The organism is Ruegeria hyattellae, assembly GCF_041537925.1.
Lineage (GTDB): Bacteria > Pseudomonadota > Alphaproteobacteria > Rhodobacterales > Rhodobacteraceae > Ruegeria_C.
The window spans coordinates 594,211-617,712 of sequence record NZ_JBGOSH010000002.1 but is presented as its reverse complement, the minus strand read 5'-3'; the positions used below and the strand labels follow the sequence as shown (position 1 = coordinate 617,712).

Below are 23,502 nucleotides of genomic sequence, written 5' to 3'. Positions count from 1 at the left end.
CAGGACTTGAAACGGGTAAAGATGGCCTTCTCCAACTTATGGCCCCTGTTAAAAACCTTCCGATCGAACCCACAGCGACATATGGCGCAAACCCGGGCATGTCTGTGGCCTCAGTTCCGAAGAAAAATACTCCAAATCTGTCAAGTCCGTTCATTCACCATCCCAACCAGCCGTATCGCCTTATCTAGCTTGCCGAACATCCCCCATCCCGTGAGCAGCGAAAACAGCGTCAGCAACAATTCGGTATTATCGGAAATGAATTGAACGATGTCCCCCGAAATTCCAAGGCTTGGCAGAACCGCCGTCAGCACCAAACCGACAATCCCCGACACTGACTTTTTGCCATTCATTGCCTTGCCAATCGTTTCTCCGAGTGCAGCGTTGATCGGTGTCAGGGGAGGTTTTCCGTCTGGCCCAGTTGTAATGGTCGAGACATCCTCTAACTCACCGTCGCCAGCTAACTTATCTTTCAGAAGCAACCGTAGCAGGGTCTTGTTGCGGGAGCTTGTCGAACCGTCCTCGGGATCGGACTCCAATACCAGTTCGGCAATCTTGGCAAGCGAAGCTTTCGTATCACCCTCTCGGGCAGAAATCGCAATGGAAAGAATATCCTGAAAATCTACTTTGTTTTCGGAAATGTTCATCTTCGTTGTCGGGCGCACACCCGCTCCTGTTGGCAGAGTATTTACGATCTCACGAAGCCCGGCCATCCTGTTCAGCCATCCGGCCCCAAAAACCGAAAAGGTATCCAAGCCGCGCAGGTGTTTTTCCTGCTGATCCATAAAGGCGTCGGCCAGAATACTGGGATCGGTCTGTTTTATGGCCCCCATTGTTAGCCGGCCCAAGATGCCATCAACGCCAAGACCTTTACCATCTACCGTCAAGCCTAAGATATTAAAGGCTTCCTGCGCCATTTTTATGGACGTCTTTGGCCCTGATAATACAGCGCAGTTATAGACCACCATGGCCATTCGATCGGGCATCTCGCCACAGCGACACATTGCGTAATACCTTGCGCGGAAAATGTCGTCAGCTTCGGCACGAGTCAGGTTGCGAACATCCTCCACGCTTACATCTGAGCCGCGCCAGTCGGCCAGAGTGCCAATGGTAACACCCATGTTCGTAGCGCCGCCTTTGTCAGCGGGATGATTTACGAAACCGCCTTCCCAACGCTTGATAAAGTCGTGGAACTTCTGAAACCGAGGGTCGAAGACTGCGCTCATGATTTGGCTTGGCATGTCGCTGTCGGACTCGACCTCGAGTTCCGCCAGAATCGCCGGGTCCAGTGGCGGGCGGTCGGGGGCAAGGTCGGGTGGTGGCGGCGCGGTACCTGGTCCTTCCCAATTGTCGATCAGGTCACTTAAATGTTCGGCCCAGATTTCATCGCCACCATCGGGATACTTGCCTTTGCGCAACTCAGATGCCGAAACGCCTACCAACTGAATGTGTGGCTTTTCGATCAGTTTTCCCTTCTTGTTGAAAAGGGGAGTCATGCCATTCTTTTGGGCTATTTCGTGCATCCGATCCCAGAACTTGGCCTCAGGGCCGCTATCGTCCCAAGACCAATTTCCATCGATCTTGAGGACAAAGTCCACAGCCAATCCGTATTGGTGGATCGACCCCCATGGGCCCACCCAGGTGACCTTGGGACGTTTTGCGAATAATATCGCTTGCCGTTCCGGCGTGCGAAATGCTTCGAATACTTCAAATGGGATCTTTTCGCTGTGAAGTTGCTTTTGTATCGCTGCAACTTTTTTACGGATTGCCGGGTGAAGTCTGGATGTGTCGCTGTCACGCTTAGCGGAATTTCCCATGGTAATAACCGTTTTCCAATATATTCAAAAAAAATACCTTAGCTGCCGACGAAGGCGATTGCGTCGGTTAATTCAGAACTCGCTAGACTCATCAAATCGAGATGCAGCGAAAAATACTTACAACACAAAACGTCTCTAGAGATTGGCGATCAAGATAGCAAAAATTGGCATTAAAGTCATCCCTTAGCTTACTGAGGGTGGAATCACCCACTTCGTTGGACCTATGCGATCAGTAAGTGTCTATCGTGATGGGTGCCCGCACTCACGCCCAAGTTTATCGCGAACCTGGGCTGACCCCGAAAATCTGGCACGGGTAGTCGGAGATTCCGTGACCCTAGGTGTTTGAACCCAAGGTTTGATGGTGCGATCCACTCGATGGAATGGAAGGAAGCCCTAACCGAACAAACCCTTGAGCTAGACCGCACGGAGCAAAAAAGTTCGATAAGGCTCGCTGCCATCGTGCCAGACCAATGCTAGTATTCGCCAGGAGTAGGAAAACCACAGAAATTGCTCATCGGGGTCGGATGTTTTCACCTTTCATAGCCAGTTCAATCGGGGTCGAGTTTGTAAACCGCGTGACAAGCCATTACGAAAGCGATGGAATCCTCAAAAGGCTTGCCGCGTGCTAACACTTCTGACCAACGCAGAGATTTTTGCGCCCGACCTACTTGGATCGGGCTCTATTCTGATCGCTGGCGAGAAAATCGCCTATCTGGGCACCGAGCTACCGGCACTGCAAGCTGCGCTTGAGGTTTCCGTGCATGACCTGGGTGGAGCTCCAGTTGTGCCCGGCCTAATCGATGGGCATGCCCATATCACCGGCGGTGGAGGTGAAACCGGGGCGTCAAGCCGCGTTCCGCCTCTCCACCTGTCCTCCTTTACCTCCGCTGGTGTCACTTCCGTCGTCGGCGTCCTTGGCACCGACGATTTGACCCGAAGCACCGAAAGCTTGGTGACTCAGACCTATGGATTGCGAGAAGAAGGGCTTTCGGCGTGGTGCCATACTGGTGGTTATCATATTCCCATGACCACTCTGACCGGTTCAGCACGCGGGGATATTGTCTTTCTGGATCCGGTGATCGGTGTCGGCGAGCTTGCGCTCAGTGATCACCGGTCTAGCCAACCCACCCTGAACGAGGTTCTGAGGATCGCCAGCGAGTCGCACGTTGCCGGCCTGATGACGGGCAAAGCCGGAATCGTGCATTTTCATATGGGCGATGGACCCCGGGGTTTGGAAATGCTGGAACAGGCAATCAAAACCAGTGAGATTCCGGCACGGGTCTTCAACCCGACCCATGTAAATCGCAACAGACCATTGCTTGAGCAGGCTATTGCACTTGCGCGGCATGGCTGCTTTATCGACGCGACGGCCTTTCCCGATGGCCATATCGACCCCGGAGTTTCGGCTGCCGATGCGTATCTTGAGTTTCGAGAGGCCGGGTGTCGGATTGACCGCTTCACAATCAGTTCGGATGGCGGTGGCTGTCTGCCGGCCTTTGACAGCGATGGTAGGCTGACGCGGTTCGGGGTAGGCGTGTCTCAGACCCTGCCTGACACGTTGACCGAGCTTGTCGGATTGGGCGTTCCACTTGAAGAAGCGCTTGCTCCCTTGACCTGCAATGTCGCGGACCTGCTGAAACTGCATCACAAAGGCCGTCTGGCTGTTGGCATGGATGCCGATCTGGTGATTTTGGATGGCGATCTGGGCGTTCGGGATGTTATGGCTCGCGGTAAGTGGCACATGCAGGATCATCAGACAGTGCGTCGGGGCATGTACGAATCCACGAAGTAACCCTCCGAACAATCGGGACGAACGAAGGACAGAGAACGGCTATGTGCCCAGCACCAGCAAACGAAGATACGGATCGCGGATTTATCATCCCGATTGGCGGGGGCGAAGACCGGGTCAAAGAGATGCAAATCCACCGGAAATTTCTGGACCTGTCCGGTGGGCCAGACGCAGATATTGTCGTGATTCCAACCGCCTCGATGTTGGAAGATACGGGTCCCGATTATCACCGCATCTTCTCTGATCTGGGGGCCGGTACGGTCGAGTTTTTGCCCATCTCGCGCCGGGCCGATTGCGACAATCCGGAATTTGCCGACATGCTGGACCGGGCGACCGGGATTTTCATGACGGGAGGCAACCAGCTCCGTCTCTCAGCCATTCTTGGCGGAACCCTCGTTGCGCAGAAGATTCGCCGCCGAAACGCGGCGGGTATCCCTGTCGCTGGAACGTCCGCCGGTGCCTCCATCATGTCCGAGCACATGGTCGCCGGTGGCAGCAGCAACGCGGCGCCCGCAGAGGGGAACATCACGTTGGCGCCCGGGATGGGGCTGACCAATGCGGTGATCATCGATCAGCATTTTACCCAGCGCAACCGGCTGGGGCGTTTGCTAACTGCTTCTTCGTTTAACCCTTTTCTGATCGGCCTGGGGATCGACGAAGACACGGCTGCCTTTATCGGTCCCGACAACGTAGTGGAGGTTGTGGGCAGCGGGACGGTCACTGTTGTCGACGCCAGCCATCTGACACATTCGTCCATGTGGGACGCGCGCCGCGGAGAGGCGCTCAGCCTTCTGGGCCTGCGCCTTGACGTTTTAGGTGAAGGATGCCGTTATGACCTTGCGGCACGTCAAGCCTATCCACCCGATGAGCATGCGGCGTTCTGCACCCTTCCTGTGCCAAGTGGCGGCAACATCGGGTGATTGGGGGGAACAATAATTCTTGAACGGGGAAGCCTATGAAAATCGTCTCAACCAATGTCTATGTCGGCCCCAACGTCTGGGCGAGCTTTCCGGTCATACGACATGTCATTGATTTGGGATTTTTGGAAGACTGGCCCTCGGCAAAAATCGGTAGCGGATTTGTCGACGGCCTGATAGCGGCATTGCCGGGGCTGTCAGAGCATGGCTGCTCCTATCGTGAACCCGGCGGGTTCATCCGACGTCTGCGCGAAGATGAGGGCACTTGGCTTGGCCACGTGATGGAACATTGCGCACTGGAAATTCAGGGCGTTGCAGGCACCGATGTGACTTTCGGGCGGACCCGTTCCGCCGGCGAGCCTGGACAGTACAACATGGTCTACCAGTACCGGCAGCGCGACGTTGGTCTGGATGCCGGCAAGTTGGCGCTGCGATTGCTGATGCATCTGTTGCCACAGACACTGAAGGATCAGTCCGACTATGAGTTCGACGAAGACTTCAACTGGGAAGAAGAGCTGCGCACCTTCGTGTTGCGCGCGCAGCGCAAGGAATTTGGCCCTTCGACCGGGTCTCTGGTCAAAGCGGCGGAAGAGCGGGATATCCCTTGGATCAGGCTCAATGAATACTCGTTGGTCCAGTTCGGTCACGGTAAGTATCAAAAGCGGATTCAGGCGACGATTACCTCTGAAACCAAGCATATTGCGGTCGAAATATCCTGCGACAAGGAAGACACGCATAACCTGCTGAATGATCTCGGGCTGCCGGTGCCACAGCAACACATGGTCTATAGCGGTCGTGAAGCTATCCGCGCCGCACGTCGTATCGGTCATCCGGTCGTCGTGAAACCGCTGGATGCCAACCATGGGCGCGGCGTGTCGATCAATCTCAATACCGACGAAGAGGTTGAGGCGGGCTTTCACGAGGCCAAGGAGCATTCCAAAAGCCGTGCCATCCTGGTCGAGAGCTTTGTCACTGGGTTCGATCATCGGATGCTGGTGATCAACAACAAGCTCGAGGCAGTGGCAAAACGCGTGCCGGGGCATGTGGTGGGCGACGGAAAAAGCTCGATTGCCGAGTTGATCGAGATCGTGAACCTCGACCCGCGCCGGGGGATTGGTCACGAAAAAGTACTGACCCAACTGGAGCTGGATAATCAGGCGAACCGGTTGTTGGACGAAGCAGGGCATAGCGCCGAAACAGTTTTGCCCGAAGGCGAAATCTTCTATCTCCGCTCGACCGCAAACCTGTCAACCGGTGGCACGTCGATTGACATGACCGATGTTGTCCATCCCGATAACCGCGACATGGCAGAGCGCGCGATCATGGCAGTAGGATTAGACGTGGGCGGGGTCGATTTCCTGATCGATGACATCACCAAATCCTACAAAGAAATCGGTGGTGCGATTGTCGAAGTGAATGCCGCTCCGGGGTTCCGCATGCATGTCGCCCCGTCCGAGGGCCAGTCGCGCGACGTCTCAGGCAAGGTGATGGACATGCTGTTTCCGGTCGGGGAAAGGGCGCGCATTCCGATCGCGGCGATCACCGGTACCAATGGGAAAACCACGACCTCACGGATGCTGGGCCATATCATGAAAGGCAGCGGCAAGACCGTTGGCATGACGTCGACCGACGGCGTCTATGTAGATGGCAAGCTGAGCGTCAAGGGCGACATGACCGGCCCAAAATCCGCTCAGATCGTCCTGCGCGATCCGATGGTTGATTTCGCGGTGATGGAAACAGCGAGGGGCGGGCTGGTACGGTCCGGACTTGGATACCAACGCTCAAACGTGGCGGCATGCCTGAATGTTTCAGCTGATCATCTTGGCTTGCGCGGGATCAACACTGTTGAGGAACTGGCCGTCGTCAAACGTGTGGTGGTGGAAAGCGCGACAGAGACGGCGGTTTTGAACGCTGACGATATCAACTGCCTCAAGATGGCGGATTACGCTGACGTCAATTCGATCTTCTATGTCACTACCAATCCCGGGCACAGTCTGGTGAAAGAACATATCAAGGCGGGTGGTAAGGCCATCGTACTGGAAAACGGCATGAATGGTGACATGCTGACCATCTACGACAATGGCTTGCATATGCCCGTGCTCTGGTCGCATCTGATCCCGGCAGCGCTGGAAGGCAAGGCGATCTTCAATGTCCAGAACGCGATGTTCGCAGCGGCCATGGCCTATAGTTTCGGTGTCGACCTTGACAACATCCGCCATGGGTTAAGAACCTTTGACACAAGCTATTTCCAGGCTCCGGGCCGGCTGAATGTCTATGACGAGCATCCGTTCAAAGTGATCCTGGACTACGCGCATAATCCGGCCGCTATCGGCGTTGTGACCGATCTTGTGGACCGACTGGACGTCAAGCGCCGCCGTATTGCCGTGGCCGCGATGCCGGGTGACCGGCGGGACGAGGATATTCTGGAAAGCGCGGGCATCCTTGCCGGGCATTTCGATCATTACATCTGCAAGGCGGATGATCGTCGCCGAGGGCGCGGCCATGATGAAGTCCCGCAGATGATCAAAGCGGAATTGATGCGCAACGGTGTGCCGGAAAGCACAATCAGCGTTATCCCCGCCGAGGTCGAAGCGGTGAATGCCGGGCTGGAGATGGCGGCTGCAGGCGACCTGCTTGTCATCTTCGGCGATGACAGCGCGCGCTGCTGGAAGCAGATCATCTATCACAACGCAGGCGATGACGAGGCTGAAGCCGAGGTGCAAAGCTCAAGACCTGCGGCCGTGACGGGTTTCGAAGAGATGTTCGAAGCCGATCAGTCGCTCATTCGGGATGAGCGCGGTGTGCGCCTCGCGCGCGAAATAGACGAAGAAGCCGATTGATCGAAGGATCGCCGATGGATCGTATCGAAGAGCTTGAGACAGCGTTGACGATTGTCAGCGCGACCACAGATCACATTCAGGTTGATGATGTTCGCCGCCTGACAGGACCAGGTTTGCTATGGGACCGCCCGGGCGCAGTGATGGACGTGTTTTGCGAAGACGCAGAGCGCGATCTGATTGCGAGATTGTGGGAACGTCACGCCCGTAGGGTTCTGGATGCTTTGGGCTGGCAACAAGAGAACCGTATCGTTCGCCAGTTTCAAGGAGGCGTGAACCTCGCGATTTCCGCTCCGATGGATCAACTATATTCATCTATTTTTGCAGCTCAGACCGCGTGGCACTTTTGCGCCGCGGAGTTGCTCGGGCAAACTCCGGGTAATTTCGACACCATGATTGCGGATGTCAAAACGGTGATGGCGAAAGAGGCGAACCCGGCTCTGATCGCTTTGATCGCTGCCGCGCATACCCATGGTGTCGATATCCTGTGCGATGATGATGAGATCTCGATCGGCCACGGGACGGGCAGTCAGGTTTGGCCGGTCGACGCCTTGCCAATGCCCGATCAAGTTGATTGGGCCACTCTTCATGATGTGCCCATCGCCTTTGTCACCGGAACCAATGGCAAGACCACCACAACCCGGCTCTGCGCGGCAATTGCCAGGGCGGAGGGCAAGATTGCGGGGCTAACCTCCACCGATTTTGTTCGTGTCGGAGACGACATCCTCGACCGCGGCGACTACTCGGGCCCAGGCGGGGCCCGCATGCTGTTGCGCGATACCCGGCTGGAAGTTGCCATTCTCGAAGTGGCACGCGGTGGCATCCTGCGGCGGGGCCTGCCTACACGCCGGGCAAGGGTTGCCGTGGTCACCAATGTCGCCAATGACCATCTGGGGCAATATGGCGTGAACACCGTCCCGGATCTGGCTCAGGCCAAGTTCGCTGTTCGCAGGACTTTATCGGAGGGCGGCGTGCTTGTCCTGAACGCCGACGACCCTTTTGTTGTTGCCGAGGCTGATCGCGCCGATGCAACAATATGGTGGTTTTCATTGGATTCAAATGCACCGCAAATCACCGAAGCTCGTGCCCAGGGCGCACCCTGTGCCTATCTGCTTGATAGTAAAATGGTGTTTTTTGACGGTCAGGCAGAGCATTCTGTGACATCTGTTCGCGATGTACCGATCACAATGAATGGAGCGGCCAGTTACAATGTGTCAAACGCCTTGGCCGCGCTCTGTGTCGGTAGGGCAATGGACTTGGCCGATGGTAGTATATGCTCTGGGCTTTCTGGCTTCAAACCCGACGCCAAGGACAACCCGGGTCGCTGTAACGAGTTTGCGTGTAACGGCGCCCGCGTTTTTGTGGATTTCGCCCATAACCCGCATTCTATTGCCGCAGTATGCGATGCGATGTCCGCCATTCCGGCCAAACGCCGGTTTATTATGCTCAGCCATGCGGGCGACCGGTCTGACCAGGATATCAATGATGTCACCCAGACTGCGCTGCAGTTCAATCCGGATGTTGTGGTTGCGGTTGAAATGGAAAGCTATTTGCGCGGGCGTGAACTTGGGGAAATCCCGGCCCTGATTAGGAGCGCGGCGATCGATGCAGGCTTGACGTCGGATAGCGTGCTTTATGCTGGCTCGCCCACAGAAGCGGCGCGTGTAATTCTGGATCAGTTAAAGCCCAACGACTTAGCGTTGCTACTGGTATTGTCCGAACGTGATGCGGTTTTTGATCTCTTGGAAAGTCAAAACTGATTGCGGGTCGCAACTGTAGTTGTGATAGCAGCCTTGTCACTTTGAATTTGGGTCAGGCCTTCGGTATTGGGGCGGTTCCAGTCAAGTGGTTTGCCGCCGCAATGTCGCGGCGTTCCGATAGCATGAAATCAAGGATATTCTTGTCGCGACCAGCTCGTGGCAACCGGTCAACAATGCCAGGCACAGCCGATCTGCTATTTCAAGAACTGGTATTTTGGCTTCAAGCAACTTGGCAATCTTACTGTGTTCTACCTAACTCATGTGACGGTTGCGGACTCCCATTCAATGCCCCCTATGCTCTGCGAGAGTGTCCCAGCCGGTGTTGCGCCGCGCGGTTTGTCGATAGCCAGTGGAGGCGCTTTCTGGTCTGACGTCCGGAGGCGCCGCAGCCTTGTCTTGCTGATTTTGATATCGGCAAACCCCAAGCCGTGTTCTATTGTTAGAGAAAAGATGAAACCCAACCTGATCAGCAGGAGTGAAGAGTAGCCCAAAAAGACGCCGGAAATTGTCCAAGGCGTCGGAAGTAGCTCAGGCTTTGGTGCTACCATATGGCCGCACAACGAGAAGACTTAGCGATGGCACGGAACCCAGACGCACTTTCGAAATATCCAAAAATACAAGAATGGGCTGCCAAGTTTTACGAGGTTAAGGCCTGGCAAATGTCCAATACGCCACCAGATCCGGCTGAGAGCGATCCGCTGGCCGGAAGGCGTGTAACCGCGCGATCCGAGATCGACAAGATTGCCCTTGGCAAAACACTGTTGTCTGGCTCGCGGCGGGCCTTTGCCTCGGCCAAGGCGGCCTTGGCGCGAAAAGTTGCGACCATAAGTGACGCGGCTACATTTGATGAGGTCGACGGCGAAATCGCCAAGCTGGCAGTGGATGTTGCCGCACAGACCGAAATCGCCAGTGCCCGGATCATCAGCGAACAGTCCATGCAACAGGTGCAGGCCAAGTTTGACAGTGTGCGCAAGTCTCTTGACGAGGGCGGCTATGTTTATCTTCAGGCCAAACTATCTGATGTGATGGCTCTTCACCGCGAAGCTGAGAGCAAATCAGACTATGACACGGCGCAAGACGGCGCGGCGGCGTTCATAATGAAGGCGGCGCAGGCAGAGGCCTTTGGGGATTTCTATTCGAAATGGCGCCAAGACACACTTGCCTTTACCGAGATGGCTGTACCGGATGTTCAGAAAGCGACGGCGCTTGGCAATCGCAGTACCTGCAAGGCAGCGGCCAATGCTGAAACCCGACAGGGGAAATTCACTGAAGCGCAGGCAGAGCTTGTGAAGTTCGCGAAACAGGCCCCGATAGTCGAAGCGGACTTTCAGGATGCTCGCCCTTATTTCGCAAAGGTAAAAGAGTTTGAAAACGAGCATCGGGTCACGTTTTCCGTGGTCGCCTCAAGCGATGTCAAAGATGCCAACAAGCTTAAGAGAGGCTACAAGGCGGCGCGCAAGCTCGGAGATGTCGATCATAAATATGTTGAGGCCATTGCAGCAATCGACGTGTTGCTCCTGTTTGTCACGGCCAATTATGACCTGGCCGTCGAAATTAACAAATACGACAAGATGATGCTGCGAAATGAGCCCTATCGCAACGCAAAGCGAGATGCCGAGGCGAGAATAAAGGCAGGCGACCCTGCGGGGGCGGCGCAATTGCTGCGGGACTTTGCGGAAGATGCCGGGAACACGGCTGCGATTGACGCATGTAATATTCGCGTGTCAGAGCGTGCCCTGTCGCGCGAATACGACGCCCTGTCAGCTATTTTGACTGGCACCGAGAAATCTGCGCTGGACGACGCCTGGACCGATCTGGGCGCGGCCCGGTCGCAGAATCCGCCTGATTATGCGACCGCGAAGCCGCATTATGACAAGATCGTCGACATGACAAACCTTTCGGAAATTATCTCGTTGATGGCCGAGATCCGGCCTGTTCGCGGCAAGTACCCTGCCGCTGATGGGTATGGTTTTTTGAACAGTTATCAGACTTCGCGCAGCGCTGGCAGATTTGCGGAGGCGTTGCAGCACCTGAAACCGGTCGTGCCCAAGGTCAAGGCGCTGGCCGGGTATCTCGATGTTCTGGCCTTTGCCAATCAGGTTCTGTCGAAACTGCCCGGTGGATCAGCTTTGGCGGCAGGATTGACCACCGAAATCACGCAGGCCGAAGTCAAGGCGAGGGGCGGGAATCCGGATGGAGCACAAACAGATCTCGACGCAGTGCTGACCGGCACCGATTATGCGGAACTGGCAGAACAGCAGAGAGACTATGAAATCCGGTACGATGCGCTGAAAAAACGCCAGAACCGCGCCTTGCGCCTGATGATCATCAATGAAGCAAAGACGCCTTTGGTGACTGCGTTGACTTCGATCAGGTCTTTGGGAAGCAGCGGTGCGTACGACGAGGCGCTTTTGCAGATGCATGCACATGGCCATCGAATAGAAGAGGCGCTGGCATATGCTGCGGCCCACAAGCAAGCCAAGATGGTCATCGACGCGTTGAAACGCGCGGTTGCGCAGGATCCGACGCGCGAGGCAGTTATTTTTGCGGGTGGACCGTCAAAGTCTGATCTGGAGTCCGACTATGGCAAAGCCGAGGCCAAGGCAAAGTCGGGTGACTATGATCAGGCGCGCGCCGATTTTGATGCTCTGATCTTGGTCAGCAAGACGATGATTGATGCCTGCGCGCAAGCCTACGAAGACGCGGACGCGGTCGGTAGCAACGCCGGTCATTCGTTGAAGCGCCACGGTGATCACGTGAGCGACGATGCTTTGATATTGCGGCTCAAAGACGGGTCTGCACCCGGCGGGGGGCATAGCCCGACTTCGGCCTCGTCCAAGTTCAAATCCCGTGCCGACTGGCTTGCCGGGCGCGAAGCGGCTGCGGAGATGGCAATGCAGGCCGGGATAGACATCAATGAAACGGAGTTGGACCCCGGAAACCAGCCAACGCCGCACGACTATGAAATCGACCATGGGAAGCCGATTGATGAGGCATTTGTCGGTGTTAGCAAACAGGCCAAATTTGACCCTAATACCGGAGAATTCGGCACTACCGAGTATTATGACACCTACGAAAAGATGTCCGATCTGACCCGTAGCTATGTACTCTTTGTTTGGGAGTATGAAAAAATCGACGGCGCCACCCCCGAGGACAACGCAGATTACATCTCGAAGTACACGGCAAAAAACGGCGCGGCCCCGGCCAAGATCGCGGGGCGTTGGGTCATGATGCAACAATATCCCGTCGCCGAAGGATGGGACGACGAATTGAAAGCCTACGTGAAATAAGCGGGAGAGCCAGAGTATGAGAATGCATCGGGACATGATCCGAAAATACACCCGCAAACTGACGCAAGGGGCAGGGGCCAGCGCACCTGATCCAATGTCTGATCTATCCCGGTTCGACCTGGACATCCTGGGGGTTCAGCGGGCGGCGGAGGCCGATGGAAACACAGATTGGCTGCGCCTGTCGCTTGATGCGCTGATCACCGATCCGACCGGGCGCATCAATATCTTTGCTGGCCAGGGCTATCCTTTTAGTGATGCGCAATTGGTCGAACTGTTCACCTATGCCTTTCACAAAATCTGGCCGGATGCGATGCTTAGTGAACCGGGCAATGAGTTGGTGATGGAATTCGAGCGGATGACGGACGAGGAATGGGCCGATCAGATCGATTCTAGCATGTGATGGGAAGGTTTCGTCATGGCCAAGAAGAGCGCCAAGGAAGCGTTTGTAGCGGAAGACATCAAAAAGCTATTTCTAAAGGCCCGGTCATCGGGTCAGCCTGTAAATTTTGCGTTTGGCCTGGCATCCAAACCTGAGAATTGTGGATTGGTTGCAGATCTTCGTAAGCCGGCGAACACTCTGAAAAGCCAGGTCAAGGATGCGCCGGGAATCGGCAAGACCTGCTTTGGAACATTTACCGTTGTAGAGGCAGATGTGTTGCTTGTTCCGACGAAACCTCTGAAAGGCATCATCCGTCAATTGAGGGTCAAGCTCCGCAAAGAGGGCATGGGCAAGTTTCACCCGCGATTAATAGATGCGGATGGCAACGAGATTGATGAGGATACGCTGCCGGATGAGGATGAAGTCGGTGACGCGAACAAAGGCTCCAGTCCCGAGATTGACGTCGCCGCGCTGAAGAAACGTTTGCAGGTACTAAAGGTGGATTTGCAGAAACTGGGCAAGGATGCGCCAGCGGACCTCGTAAAGGATTTCAAAACGGCCGCGGAGTTGTTCTCCGCCAAGGATGCCGCTGGCGCAGCGGGGGTGGTGACCTCGCTTGAACAAAAGCTGACGGATGCGGGGCCATCATCGTCCAAAGACCAGAAGGCGGCTGCGACAGAGCGGTCGGCGCAAGACTTGGCCAAAAAGCTCAATTCGGCGCTGGCCGAGAAATTGGCCGCTATCAAGGCGCTGCCGGAAGGTGAAAAAAAGACGGCATTGATGGACCAGGTACGTACGATGGCATCGATGGTCAAATCCGGCAACCTGTCCGGCGCAGCAACATCGCTAAAGACCCTCAAGGCTGATCTGGAGGGTGCGGACGCATTGCTTGTCAGTCCACGCGAGATATGGCGGGACGCCAAAGAAGGGATTGATGCGTCCATTACGCAACTGCAATCGGTGATCAAGGGCTTTAGCGACCCGGTTTTGGACCGGATCGCCAAATCCGGTTTGAACGGCGTGACGGAAGGCAATCAAACAGCACTCTCCAAGGCCATGCTCGAGTTTGAGGCGGCGAAAGGCGCGGATCGCAAGAAAGCCGCCAAGGCGCTGGCCAGTCAAGCGGCGGCTTACAAGCAGTTTTTGGAAAACGATCCGGTAATCGAGCTGTGTGAGAATAACCCATTCAACGTCAATCTACCCATCAGAAAAAAGCTTGGTGGCGCATTGGCGAAGATCGCACGAGATTGCCTGGCGAACTGATTGCCTCCGTTCGCGCTTGTTTAAATTCAATCTCTCGCAGCAGCTTCAGAGTGTCTTCGTCAGAGTCTCGTTTCCGAACTATCTCCCGATCCCCTTTCTCGCCCAAAATACTGGCCCAGTTTTAGGTCGCAGAGACAAGTGGCAAATTCGACTCCGACTTGATCCATCCAATACGGTCCAGAAAATACTAATCTCGCTAAACTTCGCTACGGCAAACGAAACAAAGTCGCCCGGACAATAACCGATCTGATCGCAGAGGTGTTTTCACTCAGGATGCCAATGAATTTTGGAAACAAGCTGGGTCGGACCGGAAAGGACCTGGTTAATATGATCTTGACTCGGGTCGGCAGCGGGTCGCAGTCTGGTGGCGAGGGGTTTGCATTCTCGCGGACATGATCACGCGAAATGCGTTTTGCAAAGTATCTGTTTATTCTAACCTTTTTCTGGCACGCTGGGGATATTGATGGACGATCCTAATCTTGTTGAAGAAATTGTTCATGCGCTTGATATCGAAGGTGGCAGCATCAGGCGACGACCGGTTCACACGATCGGTGTCGGCGCCACAGGTGTTTTTGAGGCGTCCCCGGTCGCAAAGAATTTTTGCACCGCCGAGCATTTTCAACCATCTGAAAAGCCACTGGATGTGGCTGTTCGCTTCTCCAACGGTATGGGCTTGGTTAAAGAGCATGATGGCTGGTCGGATGTTCGCGGCATGGCCGTGCGCTTCAAGCTGAGCAATGACAGGGCCACCGATCTCATTTCAATGACGCTGCCGGTGTTTTTTGCGCCGACACCTGATACGTTTTTGCAATTCGCCCTCGCGGCGCGCCCAAAGGAATGCCATCGTGAAACCCCTTGGCAAAAGATCCGGGATTTTCTGAAGCTGCAGTTGCCGATGCCTGACCCCTATCCGGGACAGAAAACGCGCCCCAACGAAGCGGCTACGGAGTTTGCCGACAAACATGCCTATGCCCAGCCAGCGGTGCTTCAGGCATCAATTATCGGTGCGCCGGTAAGCTATGTTCGGGCGTCCTACCACGCCGTTCATACCTTCATCGTGACCGCACCGGATGGCACTGACCGCTGGGTCCGGTTCAACTGGCAGCCTATAGCCGGGGTCCTCAATACAAACCCTCTAAAACCACCTGTGGATGTCTACTTGAAGAAAGATCTTGAGAACCGGCTTGCGAATGGCATTGAGCGGTTTTCACTTATGATGACCATTGGTGAAACAGGCGATGACTTCAACGATTCCACCAAGCAATGGCCGCCGCATCGCAAGCGGGTGATGATGGGTATTCTGACGCTCAAGGAGGTGCCGGAGGATCAGGACACGCATTGCGAGGATCTGAGCTTCAACCCGTGTCTCCTGATCGATGGCATGAGAGCGTCCGAAGATCCCGTCCTGAAGATCCGCAAGGAAATCTATGAATTTTCAAGCAACCGGCGGGGGGGCATTCCTTGCCCGTTCAGCCGGACGGAGGGCTAGAGCATGAGCGATGATGGCGGGTGGCTCAACAGGTACATAAACAGCCTGCCCGAGCGGGGCTGGTTCAAGTTTCTGTCCAAATATGTGGTGGTGCCTTACTGGGTCTGGCGTGATCCCAAACCGAAACTGCCGGGGGGGCCGCGCCCGTCGTTGCAGCCTAGCGACAACGCGCAGCGCATGATGAATCTGTTGATGCCCCTGAAGGATACGTCGCCTATCGGTCGCGCCAAGGCGGTCATGGCGCTTGCGCAAAACGTGGATGAGATTTTCGCGGGTCTCGACAATGTGGGAACGGTTCATTCGGCGCGATTTCTGCTGGTCGAAGACTATGTCTGCATGATCTCGGTCTATGATGGGGACTTTAGCAACTACATCCGGGATTTCATCGCAACCATCGGCAGCGTTTTTGATGATCTCATGCACTTGGTTGAGGGGGGCGAGGCGCTCTTCCCTTGCGAAGATCACGTTGAGGAATTCATCGAGTGGGTCAAGGCGCATGATCTGTTTCAGGCACCCGATTACGCGATCAATTTGTTTGATGTGCAGGATGCGCAGGCGGGTCGATCACCGGACGCCCCCCCTCATGAACTCATGTCGCTGCCGCGTGAATTGATCCTGCAGCTACATACCAATCGCAACATTTCGCTGGGCGGCGGCTATCGCGGCTATCCTGGATTTTCGGCCGCGCAGGTGCGCGACAAGCTGGGAGTGGGCTGGTGAGCGCTATATTTGATCCCGAAGAGCTGCAGGGCAACATCCTGCGCGGATATCGCAACAATATGGTCCGCCATCTTTTTCTGGAAGTCACAGACCGCGCAAAGGCGCGGCAGTTTCTGGCGGCCTCCGCCGATGGCACGAGCAGTGAAATTCCGGCGATCACCCGTTCGGCGAATTGGAAAGTGAAGCCCCAGGTTTGCTTCAATATAGGTGTGACATTTGAAGGCCTGCGAGCGCTGGGAACTGCTAGCCGCGACCTTGACAGCTTTCCGTTGGAGTATGCCGAAGGCATGGCAAAGCGAGCGATCAAACTGGGAGATTTCGGGGAAAGTGCGCCCGAGCACTGGCCCGCGCCCTTTGATCAGCCAGACCGGATTCATATCGTGGCTTCGGTCTATGCAGACGAGGAAGAAAACCTCGATAAGACCGAAACGCAGGTGGCAAAGGCGTTCACTGTTCTGGGCGTACGAAACGGACGCAATCTGCCCGATAGCAAAGTGTTTTTCGGCTATGTCGATAGCATCTCACAGCCCAGGTTCCGCCATGTCTTCGATCCTGCGCAGGCCAAGGTGAATGAACCCAAAGATCCGCTGGGTACCGTTCTTTTGGGGCATCCGACGCATTTTGAAGGGATGTTGTTTAGTATTCCCCAACCTGATGTGCTGGGCCACAACGGGGCCTTCAATGCCTTCCGTGTGCTGCAGCAGGATGCGAAGGGTTTCGAGGATTACCTTGATAAGGCCGCCACGGAGTTACTCGATCATCCCAAGGGCGGCCTCCTGCTGGCGCCCGAAGATGAAAAGCGGGTGGGAGAGGACATGGATCGCCATGGCGCACTGCGCGAGGTCGTTGCGGCGCAGATGTGTGGTCGATGGCGCAATGGCGTCCCTTATGAACTCTCCCCCAATGCGCAATGGCCTGCAAAAGAAGTTTCGCCGACCAATTATGACTATACCCGCGCCTCGCGTTGCCCGGCCGGCGCGCATATGCGTCGCGTCAATCCACGAGGCGGACCCATCGTTCAGCGCGTTGCCAATTATTCAAGACGGCTGGTGCGTCGGGGGATGTCATATGGTCCCGATTTCGACCCTGCAAACCGGGACGATGCTGAGCGTGGATTGCTGGGGAACTTCATCGGCGCGAACTACGGAGCGCAATTTGAAGCGGTTGTTTGCGATTGGCTGAACTACGGGCTGCAAGATCCCGAAATCACCGGTACCAACGATCCATTGCTCGGGGCCAACGTGCCTGAAACCAGCGCGTTTGAACTGACGCTGAAAGACGGCGGTCGCATTCGGCTAAACGGTTTCCCGCGTTTCGTCAAAACACGTGGCGGCGCGTATACCTTTCTTCCGAGCCTTCCTGCGATCCGGTACCTTGCGCAGCTTTCGAACTAGGTTGACGGGGTTGGTCCTGTCCTGGCATCCAGCTCCTGCAGGGCATCCTCGATCCGCGTGAGCATGGGCGATGCACCGGTCGGTTTGATCAGGCGATGGGCGGTCATCAGATGCCCAATGGCCTGTTCATTTTTCTTCTTGAGCTTGTACAGAAGGCCAAGGATCATCTCTCCGCGGGCGAAATAGTGCCCATCCGGGTCGAATTGTGTGTTTTTGCGCACTCTCTCAATCAGCGAGATAATGCGCTTTTTCCCAAACAGCATGACGCCCGCGAGCGATCCGAAATTGCGCATCAAAACACCAAACGAAGCATCACCCTCGCCCGTCAGGATCTGCAGATACACCTCGCTGAGAAACAGGCGGTTCCAATCCGCTGCGATCTGTGCACCCTCGGATTCGCGAAGTTCGATAGTCGCTTTTATCTGTTGCAGGCCCTCGCTCACTCGGCCTTCCATCGCCAAAGCGACCCCAAGCATTGTCTGGGGAACACCGGCGAAGAGGAGCCAGCCATTGGCCTCACACATATCCACGTAGCTTTGCACGGCTTCGCGGGCGCCGGGTCGTTCAAGCGGAACAAGAGCGGCCACTCTCGAGGATTCGGCAATGGCCATCTCAAATTCGGCACGTGAAAGCCGGTGTGCTTCCTCTGACAATTCAAGCGCAGTCTGGTGGTCGTCGGTTACGACCGCGATAAGCGCTTTCATGGCCATTCCATACCCAAGTGCGCGCGGGTCGTTGTTTTTTTCGCCATCCGCCACCATGCGCTCTGCGGTTTCTCGCGCCCGGATGACCCGACCACGCGTTAGCTCGTTCCACCCAAGTGTCGCGAAGAAGAAGTTTTGCAGATAGGCGTCGTTGAAGTTGGTCAATGCAGCTTCGATTTCGGCCGTCTTGGCTTCGAACTCGGCATTGGACAGCGGTGCGCAATATATTCCAACCGAAAGTTCATTGACCATAGCGTAGGCAATAGATTTCGGATCGCCGACGCGCTTCGCTATCTCGGTAAGGTCCCTTTGAACGTTGAGCGCCTCGAGAAACCGGCTGTTGCAGACAAGACAAGACACATAATGGTGCAAGAACAGAACGTGGTCGCTGTTGTCACCAATCTCCTTCAGGATCGGCCTGACCCTTGGGGCCAGTTCAATCATGGTCATGACGTCCAGAGAAATATTCGAACACAGCGCATAATTGGCAAGGAAATTTGCAAAGGCATCATCGCTGGCACAGGTCGGGTCCTGTTCATAAAGCGCCAGAGCATCGGCAAAATACTGGTTCGCCTGGTCATGCGAGAATACGCCAAGGCTTTTTGCCCCAGCAAGCGCGCTGTATTCAAAAGCCAAATCAGTACGCGGCGTTTGCATGTAGTGATGGGCGAGGGTTTCGGCCGCTTCGGGCAGCCGGTTGGCGTTACGCTTTTCCAATGCTGCGGCGATTGCGAGATGCAATTCAGATCGCCGGTTCGCAACCAAACTTTTATAAACAGTCTCTCGTAGCAATACGTGCTTGAACATGTAATCCGAAGAATCGGGCTTGCGAAACACTATATCAAGCGCCTGCAGCCGTTGCAGCGCTGCGCCAGTTTCATCGGCCTGCTCGGTAACCATCGACAAAAGCCCGGGATCGAACTCTCGGCCAATGGCAGCGGCGGCCTGCAAAAGCGCGCGATCCTTTGGCTGAAGCTGCTCGATACGCGCAGAGAGAAGGCTTTGCATGCTTGCCGGCAACTCATCACCGCCAGGCTTGTTTTCGAATACCGCCTGACCCTGTACGACTCGCAGCGCGCCCTTTTCCGTCAGAAAGCTCAGGATTTCTTCACCAAAAAGCGGGTTGCCTCCTGAGCGGTCGACCACCTCTTTGATCAACGCATCTGGCAGGGAGTCAACCTTCAGTCGGGATTGAACAAGATGGTGGATATCCCCTTCGGTCAGTGGTTTGAGTTTCAGGGTCGAAACGGATGGGCTGTCTTTCCACCCCGGAATGTACTCTGGTCGATGGGTGTTCAGGATCAGCAAGTTATCCAGATCGCCGCTTTCAACCAATTTGGACATCATGGTTTCCGATGCGCCATCGATCCAATGGGTATCTTCGACTAAAAGCACCACCCGCCCCAATTGGCATTGCGCCTTCAAAAGTGCAGGCAGCAGATCGCGCGTTCGTAGACCGATCAACACACCGTCGAGACCATCCAGCGTCCCTTCAGGCGGATTCAGACCCAGCAGGTTCATCATAAGTCCGAGATTTTCGGGTTTATCCTGCCCGGCGCGCTGCAATCCCTCCTGCAACTTCGAGGCAATCTCTTCGGGATCGTCATCTTGATTGATGTGAAAAGAGCTGCGTACAACCTCAAGAAATGGCAAGAATGGCACCTGTCGACCGTCTGTGGTGCAATGCCCTGTCAGTATGACGGTTTCTTTGGCCTTCGCGTGGCCCAGAAACTCATAAACCAGGCGTGTTTTGCCTAACCCCGGTTCGGCAACAAGATCGATCACACGCAATCCGTCATGCGTTTGATCCAGCGCCTCCGAAAGCGCAGAGAGCTCGACCTCACGTCCTACATACTGACTTAAGCCGCGCGCCTGAGACGCATCGAAGCGCGTGGCGCCTTCGCGGATCGACTGCAGCTGCCACAGTTTTTGCTTCTTGGCCACGCCTTTAATCGTATGTTCGCCTTCAAAGTTCAGATCGACCAACCACTCGACAAGCCCACGGGTTGTGTCGCAGATCAGGCAACCCCCTTCGGGGGCTAGGGCCTGAATGCGGGCTGCAAGATTGACGCTGTTGCCGACCGCCGTCATCTGTCCGTCTGCGCCTTCAACCGCAGCCATGACCACGGAACCAGAGCTGACGCCAACACGCATGATCGGGGTGACGCCGAACCGTTCCTCGATGTCATCTCCAGAGGCCGCAAACAGAGCCTGGATCGCCATAGCTGCCCTGCAGGCTCTTAATCCGACATCTTCCAACGCATCGGGAATGCCGAAAACGGCCATGATGCTGTCGCCTGCAAATCCCCGGATTACACCGCCATGTTCTTCTATGACGCCGGAGAGCATGTCATAGATCATACTGGTGAAATGGGCAGTGGTTTCCGCGCCCAGCTGTTCCACAATGGGTGTATAGCCCACCATGTCGGTAAAAAGCACCGAAACCAGACGACGCTCGCCTAGCCTTGGTGACGACCTGTCTGTGGTTTTGGCGTTGTTCTTCATTGCGGTAGATGCATAACACAACAAATACCGCGCGGGCTACTGTTTGCGGTACCGGATTTTCAACTGCCATTTCATAACAAATTTAGTGACGCGACACATGGCGTCGCGCCCGCATTGGAAAATCTGCCGTCGGGCCCTCAGGCGGTGAAAGACAGCTTGAGCCCCGGTCGCGGCCAGCGCGTCTTGTAGATCTTGCCAGTGCTCGACGCGGTGATCCACACATCTCGCAGATCCGCACCGCCGAAGCAGAGATTGGTCGTGAAAAGGTCGGGCACGGCCAGATGCTCTGTTGTTCCATCCGCGCTAAAGATGGTGATGCCACCGTTAAAGATCGTGCCGACACACACACGCCCATCCGCCTCGACTTTCAGACTGTCGAGCCACTGATAGCCCGGAAGGGTCTGAACCACATTGCCCGGTGTTTGCGGGATCTTCCCCGGTTGCAGCTTGCCCGGCCCGAGAATGTCCATGACCCAGAGCCGTCCAAATACCGTGTCGGAAACAAAGAGCTTCTTGCCATCCGGCGAGAGCCCGACCCCGTTGGCCGTCGGCACCGTTGCAGCATGTATCAGGGTGGTGCCGTCGGTCGTTGCGTAATAGACGGCTCCGAAATCGCTGGTGGTCGCATGTTGCATGCCCGTATCGGTAAACCAGAAACCACCTGCCGCATCAAAAACGATGTCGTCAGGTGCAATAAGATTATGGCCCCGGGATTTTCCGAATAGCTCGGTGACTTTTTTGGTCTGCAGATCAACACGCTGGATCGACCCACCGATGTAATCCGGGCGTTTGGAATCCGGGATCGTAATGCGGTCCGGCCCAAACTCGATGAAGGTATAGACGCCACCATTGTTGCAGATATAGGCCGCGCCATCGGGTCCGATCGCCACTCCATTTGGCCCGCCGTCCAGAAATGTCGGGTTGGGATCAAGCGATTTGTCCGGCATCAACTGCGCGAGTGTCTTGTGTTTGATATCGACAAACAAAACAGAGCCATCGTCCATTGCAACCGGGCCTTCTGGAAAGCCCAGACCGCTCGCAACTTCTTCCAATTTCAGTGACATCCGGTCGCTCCCTTAGCAAAAAAATTCAGAAATGGTCTTCACAAAAAAAGCGGCATCCAGATCACTGCAGAGCCGCCGGGCAGACAATTCCTCAAATGCCTTCTCATGAAGTCAGCTTAACCAGACCTTCTCAACCTCGCAACGGGGCCAACCGAACTGGGGCCGTAGTCATGTATCCTGTGGTTCGGTTGCTCATGTTATGCTTGGGGAAAAATGACATCGATGAAGTCATTGTCAATCAGCTACAAGCGCCACCCACTTCCCCCGAGGCTCCCTCCATTAAAACGAGAGTTTGCGGGTTTGGATTTCATATTCTTTGTCGTTCATAGCTGTGTTGCGGAACTTCCGGGATGCGCCGAAGCTGTCGGACTGGAAGTCCAGGGACCAGCGCTCACTCTTGCGGTTGCTGATCATCGTCGCCAACAGATTTGTCATGTGGCGATCAAGGTGGTTCAGTTAGATCCGCAAAGGGCCAGTTCAGGCATGGAACCTTCCCGTTCGAAAATTTGTCCCATCTTGCAGCCCGAAAGTTCAAGTTTCCTTGGTTAATTCAGTTGGCGGAGAAGTTCGCGACAAAACTGTAACTTTCGCCGCGTTAACGTGAGAGTCGTTCGAACATTGCCCGGGCGCGATCGACCTCTTCTAGGGCGCGGCATAAGCGCTTGAGCGCCTGTTCGGCCATTTGCGGTGATACCGTGCCCTGATCTGGTTCCAGATCTGGAACCCCGCCCTGGCAAAGAGCGGCATAGGCCTCTTCGGTCTCGGGTGCTGGATCGATCTGCAGTTCTCGTTGCAAGTGCGCCCGGCATTCCTGATATTGACGTATCGCCCGGCTACGCTGGCCGGTCCGCACATTCAGGCGCATCATATCCCGGTGTACATCCTCGCGCAGCGGATCGCGCTCAAGTATTCGCAATCCAAGGCTCAACCCCGCCTGGTACTGGCCCGTATGTAGCTTGTAGCGCATCAAGTGCGACAGCCCGTCAAGATAACGTGCCGAAAGCCGGTCACGTTCGCGCAAGACCCAAAAATCCTGCGCGCCCGATAGAAAATCGCCCGCATAGAGCGCAAGCCCGGCCTCGAGTTGATGTACCTCCTCGCGCGACATCCGCTGCGGCAAGATAGCCAATGCCCGGTCGAGGGCCATCTCCATGTCGATCACATCCACATGATGCTTGCTGGCCCAGTTGAATCCCAGCGTGTCTGGCCCATTCAGGCACAAATAGGTGCCGTGTCGAACGCCCTTGGGTTCCAGAATCTGCCGCAGGCGCCAGACAGCTGTGCTGAGACAGCGTCGTGCGCGGTCGCTGCCTTGGTGGCTCCAGAAATGATCTGCTAGTTCGGTGCGTTCGTAGCTGCGCCGCCCGCCGCAAAGGAGATACCCCAGCAGTTCTGCCACCTTGCGCGCGGGCTTTTTAGGTGCGGCCTGTTTCAGTGGGGCTGCACGCGGTGCAGCGGGGCCGGGTGGGCTGACTTGAACAGCGCCAAAGAGGGTAACGACTAATGCATTCATCATCAAAAGACCTTTCGCGGGGTATTCGATCGGCGAGTCTTTCAAAATCCGGGCGCGCGTCTGT

At 55.6% G+C, this 23,502-nt stretch carries 15 protein-coding genes; 10 read left to right on the top strand and 5 right to left on the bottom strand.

The window, feature by feature from the left end; translation table 11 throughout:
- Positions 1-140: 140 nt before the first annotated feature.
- Positions 141-1,814: a glycosyl hydrolase 108 family protein gene (locus AB1E33_RS06775; protein ID WP_372576493.1), complete on the bottom strand. Its 1,674-nt coding sequence runs from the start codon at positions 1,812-1,814 to the stop codon at positions 141-143.
- A gap of 622 nt (positions 1,815-2,436) precedes the next feature.
- On the opposite strand from AB1E33_RS06775, the gene iadA reads away from it, so the two are divergent.
- From iadA to AB1E33_RS06725, 10 genes are all read left to right on the top strand, one after another.
- Positions 2,437-3,606 (top strand): beta-aspartyl-peptidase, encoded by a 1,170-nt coding sequence (gene iadA, locus AB1E33_RS06770; RefSeq protein WP_372576492.1) that lies wholly within the window; start codon positions 2,437-2,439, stop codon positions 3,604-3,606.
- Between the two features lie 41 nt (positions 3,607-3,647).
- Positions 3,648-4,523, top strand: a complete 876-nt coding sequence (locus tag AB1E33_RS06765) for a cyanophycinase (protein WP_372576491.1) — start codon at positions 3,648-3,650, stop codon at positions 4,521-4,523.
- A 35-nt stretch (positions 4,524-4,558) separates the two neighbouring features.
- Complete coding sequence (gene cphA / locus AB1E33_RS06760; protein WP_372576490.1) at positions 4,559-7,360, top strand: cyanophycin synthetase; 2,802 nt, start codon at positions 4,559-4,561, stop codon at positions 7,358-7,360.
- Positions 7,361-7,374: 14 nt separating this feature from the next.
- The gene (locus tag AB1E33_RS06755; RefSeq protein WP_372576489.1) at positions 7,375-9,117 is read left to right on the top strand and encodes a Mur ligase family protein; all 1,743 of its coding nucleotides are present in this window, start codon (positions 7,375-7,377) and stop codon (positions 9,115-9,117) included.
- A 575-nt stretch (positions 9,118-9,692) separates the two neighbouring features.
- The gene (locus tag AB1E33_RS06750) at positions 9,693-12,407 is read left to right on the top strand and encodes a hypothetical protein (RefSeq protein WP_372576488.1); all 2,715 of its coding nucleotides are present in this window, start codon (positions 9,693-9,695) and stop codon (positions 12,405-12,407) included.
- A 16-nt stretch (positions 12,408-12,423) separates the two neighbouring features.
- A complete protein-coding gene (locus AB1E33_RS06745) occupies positions 12,424-12,807 on the top strand; it encodes a hypothetical protein (protein ID WP_372576487.1) in 384 nt (127 codons plus the stop codon).
- A 15-nt stretch (positions 12,808-12,822) separates the two neighbouring features.
- Positions 12,823-14,049: a hypothetical protein gene (locus tag AB1E33_RS06740; RefSeq protein ID WP_372576486.1), complete on the top strand. Its 1,227-nt coding sequence runs from the start codon at positions 12,823-12,825 to the stop codon at positions 14,047-14,049.
- A gap of 463 nt (positions 14,050-14,512) precedes the next feature.
- Positions 14,513-15,538 carry a catalase gene (locus AB1E33_RS06735; protein WP_372576485.1) on the top strand — a complete coding sequence of 342 codons (1,026 nt, stop codon included), beginning with the start codon at positions 14,513-14,515 and terminating at the stop codon, positions 15,536-15,538.
- A gap of 3 nt (positions 15,539-15,541) precedes the next feature.
- Complete coding sequence (locus AB1E33_RS06730; RefSeq protein ID WP_372576484.1) at positions 15,542-16,258, top strand: hypothetical protein; 717 nt, start codon at positions 15,542-15,544, stop codon at positions 16,256-16,258.
- Complete coding sequence (locus AB1E33_RS06725) at positions 16,255-17,652, top strand: hypothetical protein (RefSeq protein ID WP_372576483.1); 1,398 nt, start codon at positions 16,255-16,257, stop codon at positions 17,650-17,652. Before AB1E33_RS06730 ends, AB1E33_RS06725 begins: the two co-directional genes overlap by 4 nt.
- Here AB1E33_RS06725 and AB1E33_RS06720 read toward each other — a convergent pair.
- The 4 genes from AB1E33_RS06720 to AB1E33_RS06705 all read right to left on the bottom strand — a co-directional run bounded on the left by AB1E33_RS06720 (position 17,649) and on the right by AB1E33_RS06705 (position 23,441).
- Complete coding sequence (locus AB1E33_RS06720; protein ID WP_372576482.1) at positions 17,649-20,861, bottom strand: ATP-binding protein; 3,213 nt, start codon at positions 20,859-20,861, stop codon at positions 17,649-17,651. The genes AB1E33_RS06725 and AB1E33_RS06720 overlap by 4 nt on opposite strands.
- A gap of 137 nt (positions 20,862-20,998) precedes the next feature.
- Complete coding sequence (locus AB1E33_RS06715; protein WP_372576481.1) at positions 20,999-21,925, bottom strand: SMP-30/gluconolactonase/LRE family protein; 927 nt, start codon at positions 21,923-21,925, stop codon at positions 20,999-21,001.
- A gap of 279 nt (positions 21,926-22,204) precedes the next feature.
- Complete coding sequence (locus AB1E33_RS06710; protein WP_372576480.1) at positions 22,205-22,360, bottom strand: hypothetical protein; 156 nt, start codon at positions 22,358-22,360, stop codon at positions 22,205-22,207.
- A gap of 160 nt (positions 22,361-22,520) precedes the next feature.
- Complete coding sequence (locus AB1E33_RS06705; protein WP_372576479.1) at positions 22,521-23,441, bottom strand: AfsR/SARP family transcriptional regulator; 921 nt, start codon at positions 23,439-23,441, stop codon at positions 22,521-22,523.
- Positions 23,442-23,502 lie beyond the last annotated feature (61 nt).

Coding starts and splice junctions, on each gene's coding strand:
- AB1E33_RS06775 (WP_372576493.1), bottom strand. CDS start 1,814: ATGGGAAATTCCGCTAAGCGTGACAGCGACACATCCAGACTTCACCCG.
- AB1E33_RS06755 (WP_372576489.1), top strand. CDS start 7,375: ATGGATCGTATCGAAGAGCTTGAGACAGCGTTGACGATTGTCAGCGCG.
- AB1E33_RS06740 (WP_372576486.1), top strand. CDS start 12,823: ATGGCCAAGAAGAGCGCCAAGGAAGCGTTTGTAGCGGAAGACATCAAA.
- AB1E33_RS06715 (WP_372576481.1), bottom strand. CDS start 21,925: ATGTCACTGAAATTGGAAGAAGTTGCGAGCGGTCTGGGCTTTCCAGAA.
- cphA (WP_372576490.1), top strand. CDS start 4,559: ATGAAAATCGTCTCAACCAATGTCTATGTCGGCCCCAACGTCTGGGCG.
- AB1E33_RS06750 (WP_372576488.1), top strand. CDS start 9,693: ATGGCACGGAACCCAGACGCACTTTCGAAATATCCAAAAATACAAGAA.
- AB1E33_RS06705 (WP_372576479.1), bottom strand. CDS start 23,441: ATGATGAATGCATTAGTCGTTACCCTCTTTGGCGCTGTTCAAGTCAGC.
- AB1E33_RS06720 (WP_372576482.1), bottom strand. CDS start 20,861: ATGAAGAACAACGCCAAAACCACAGACAGGTCGTCACCAAGGCTAGGC.
- AB1E33_RS06710 (WP_372576480.1), bottom strand. CDS start 22,360: ATGACAAATCTGTTGGCGACGATGATCAGCAACCGCAAGAGTGAGCGC.
- AB1E33_RS06745 (WP_372576487.1), top strand. CDS start 12,424: ATGAGAATGCATCGGGACATGATCCGAAAATACACCCGCAAACTGACG.
- AB1E33_RS06735 (WP_372576485.1), top strand. CDS start 14,513: ATGGACGATCCTAATCTTGTTGAAGAAATTGTTCATGCGCTTGATATC.
- AB1E33_RS06765 (WP_372576491.1), top strand. CDS start 3,648: ATGTGCCCAGCACCAGCAAACGAAGATACGGATCGCGGATTTATCATC.
- AB1E33_RS06730 (WP_372576484.1), top strand. CDS start 15,542: ATGAGCGATGATGGCGGGTGGCTCAACAGGTACATAAACAGCCTGCCC.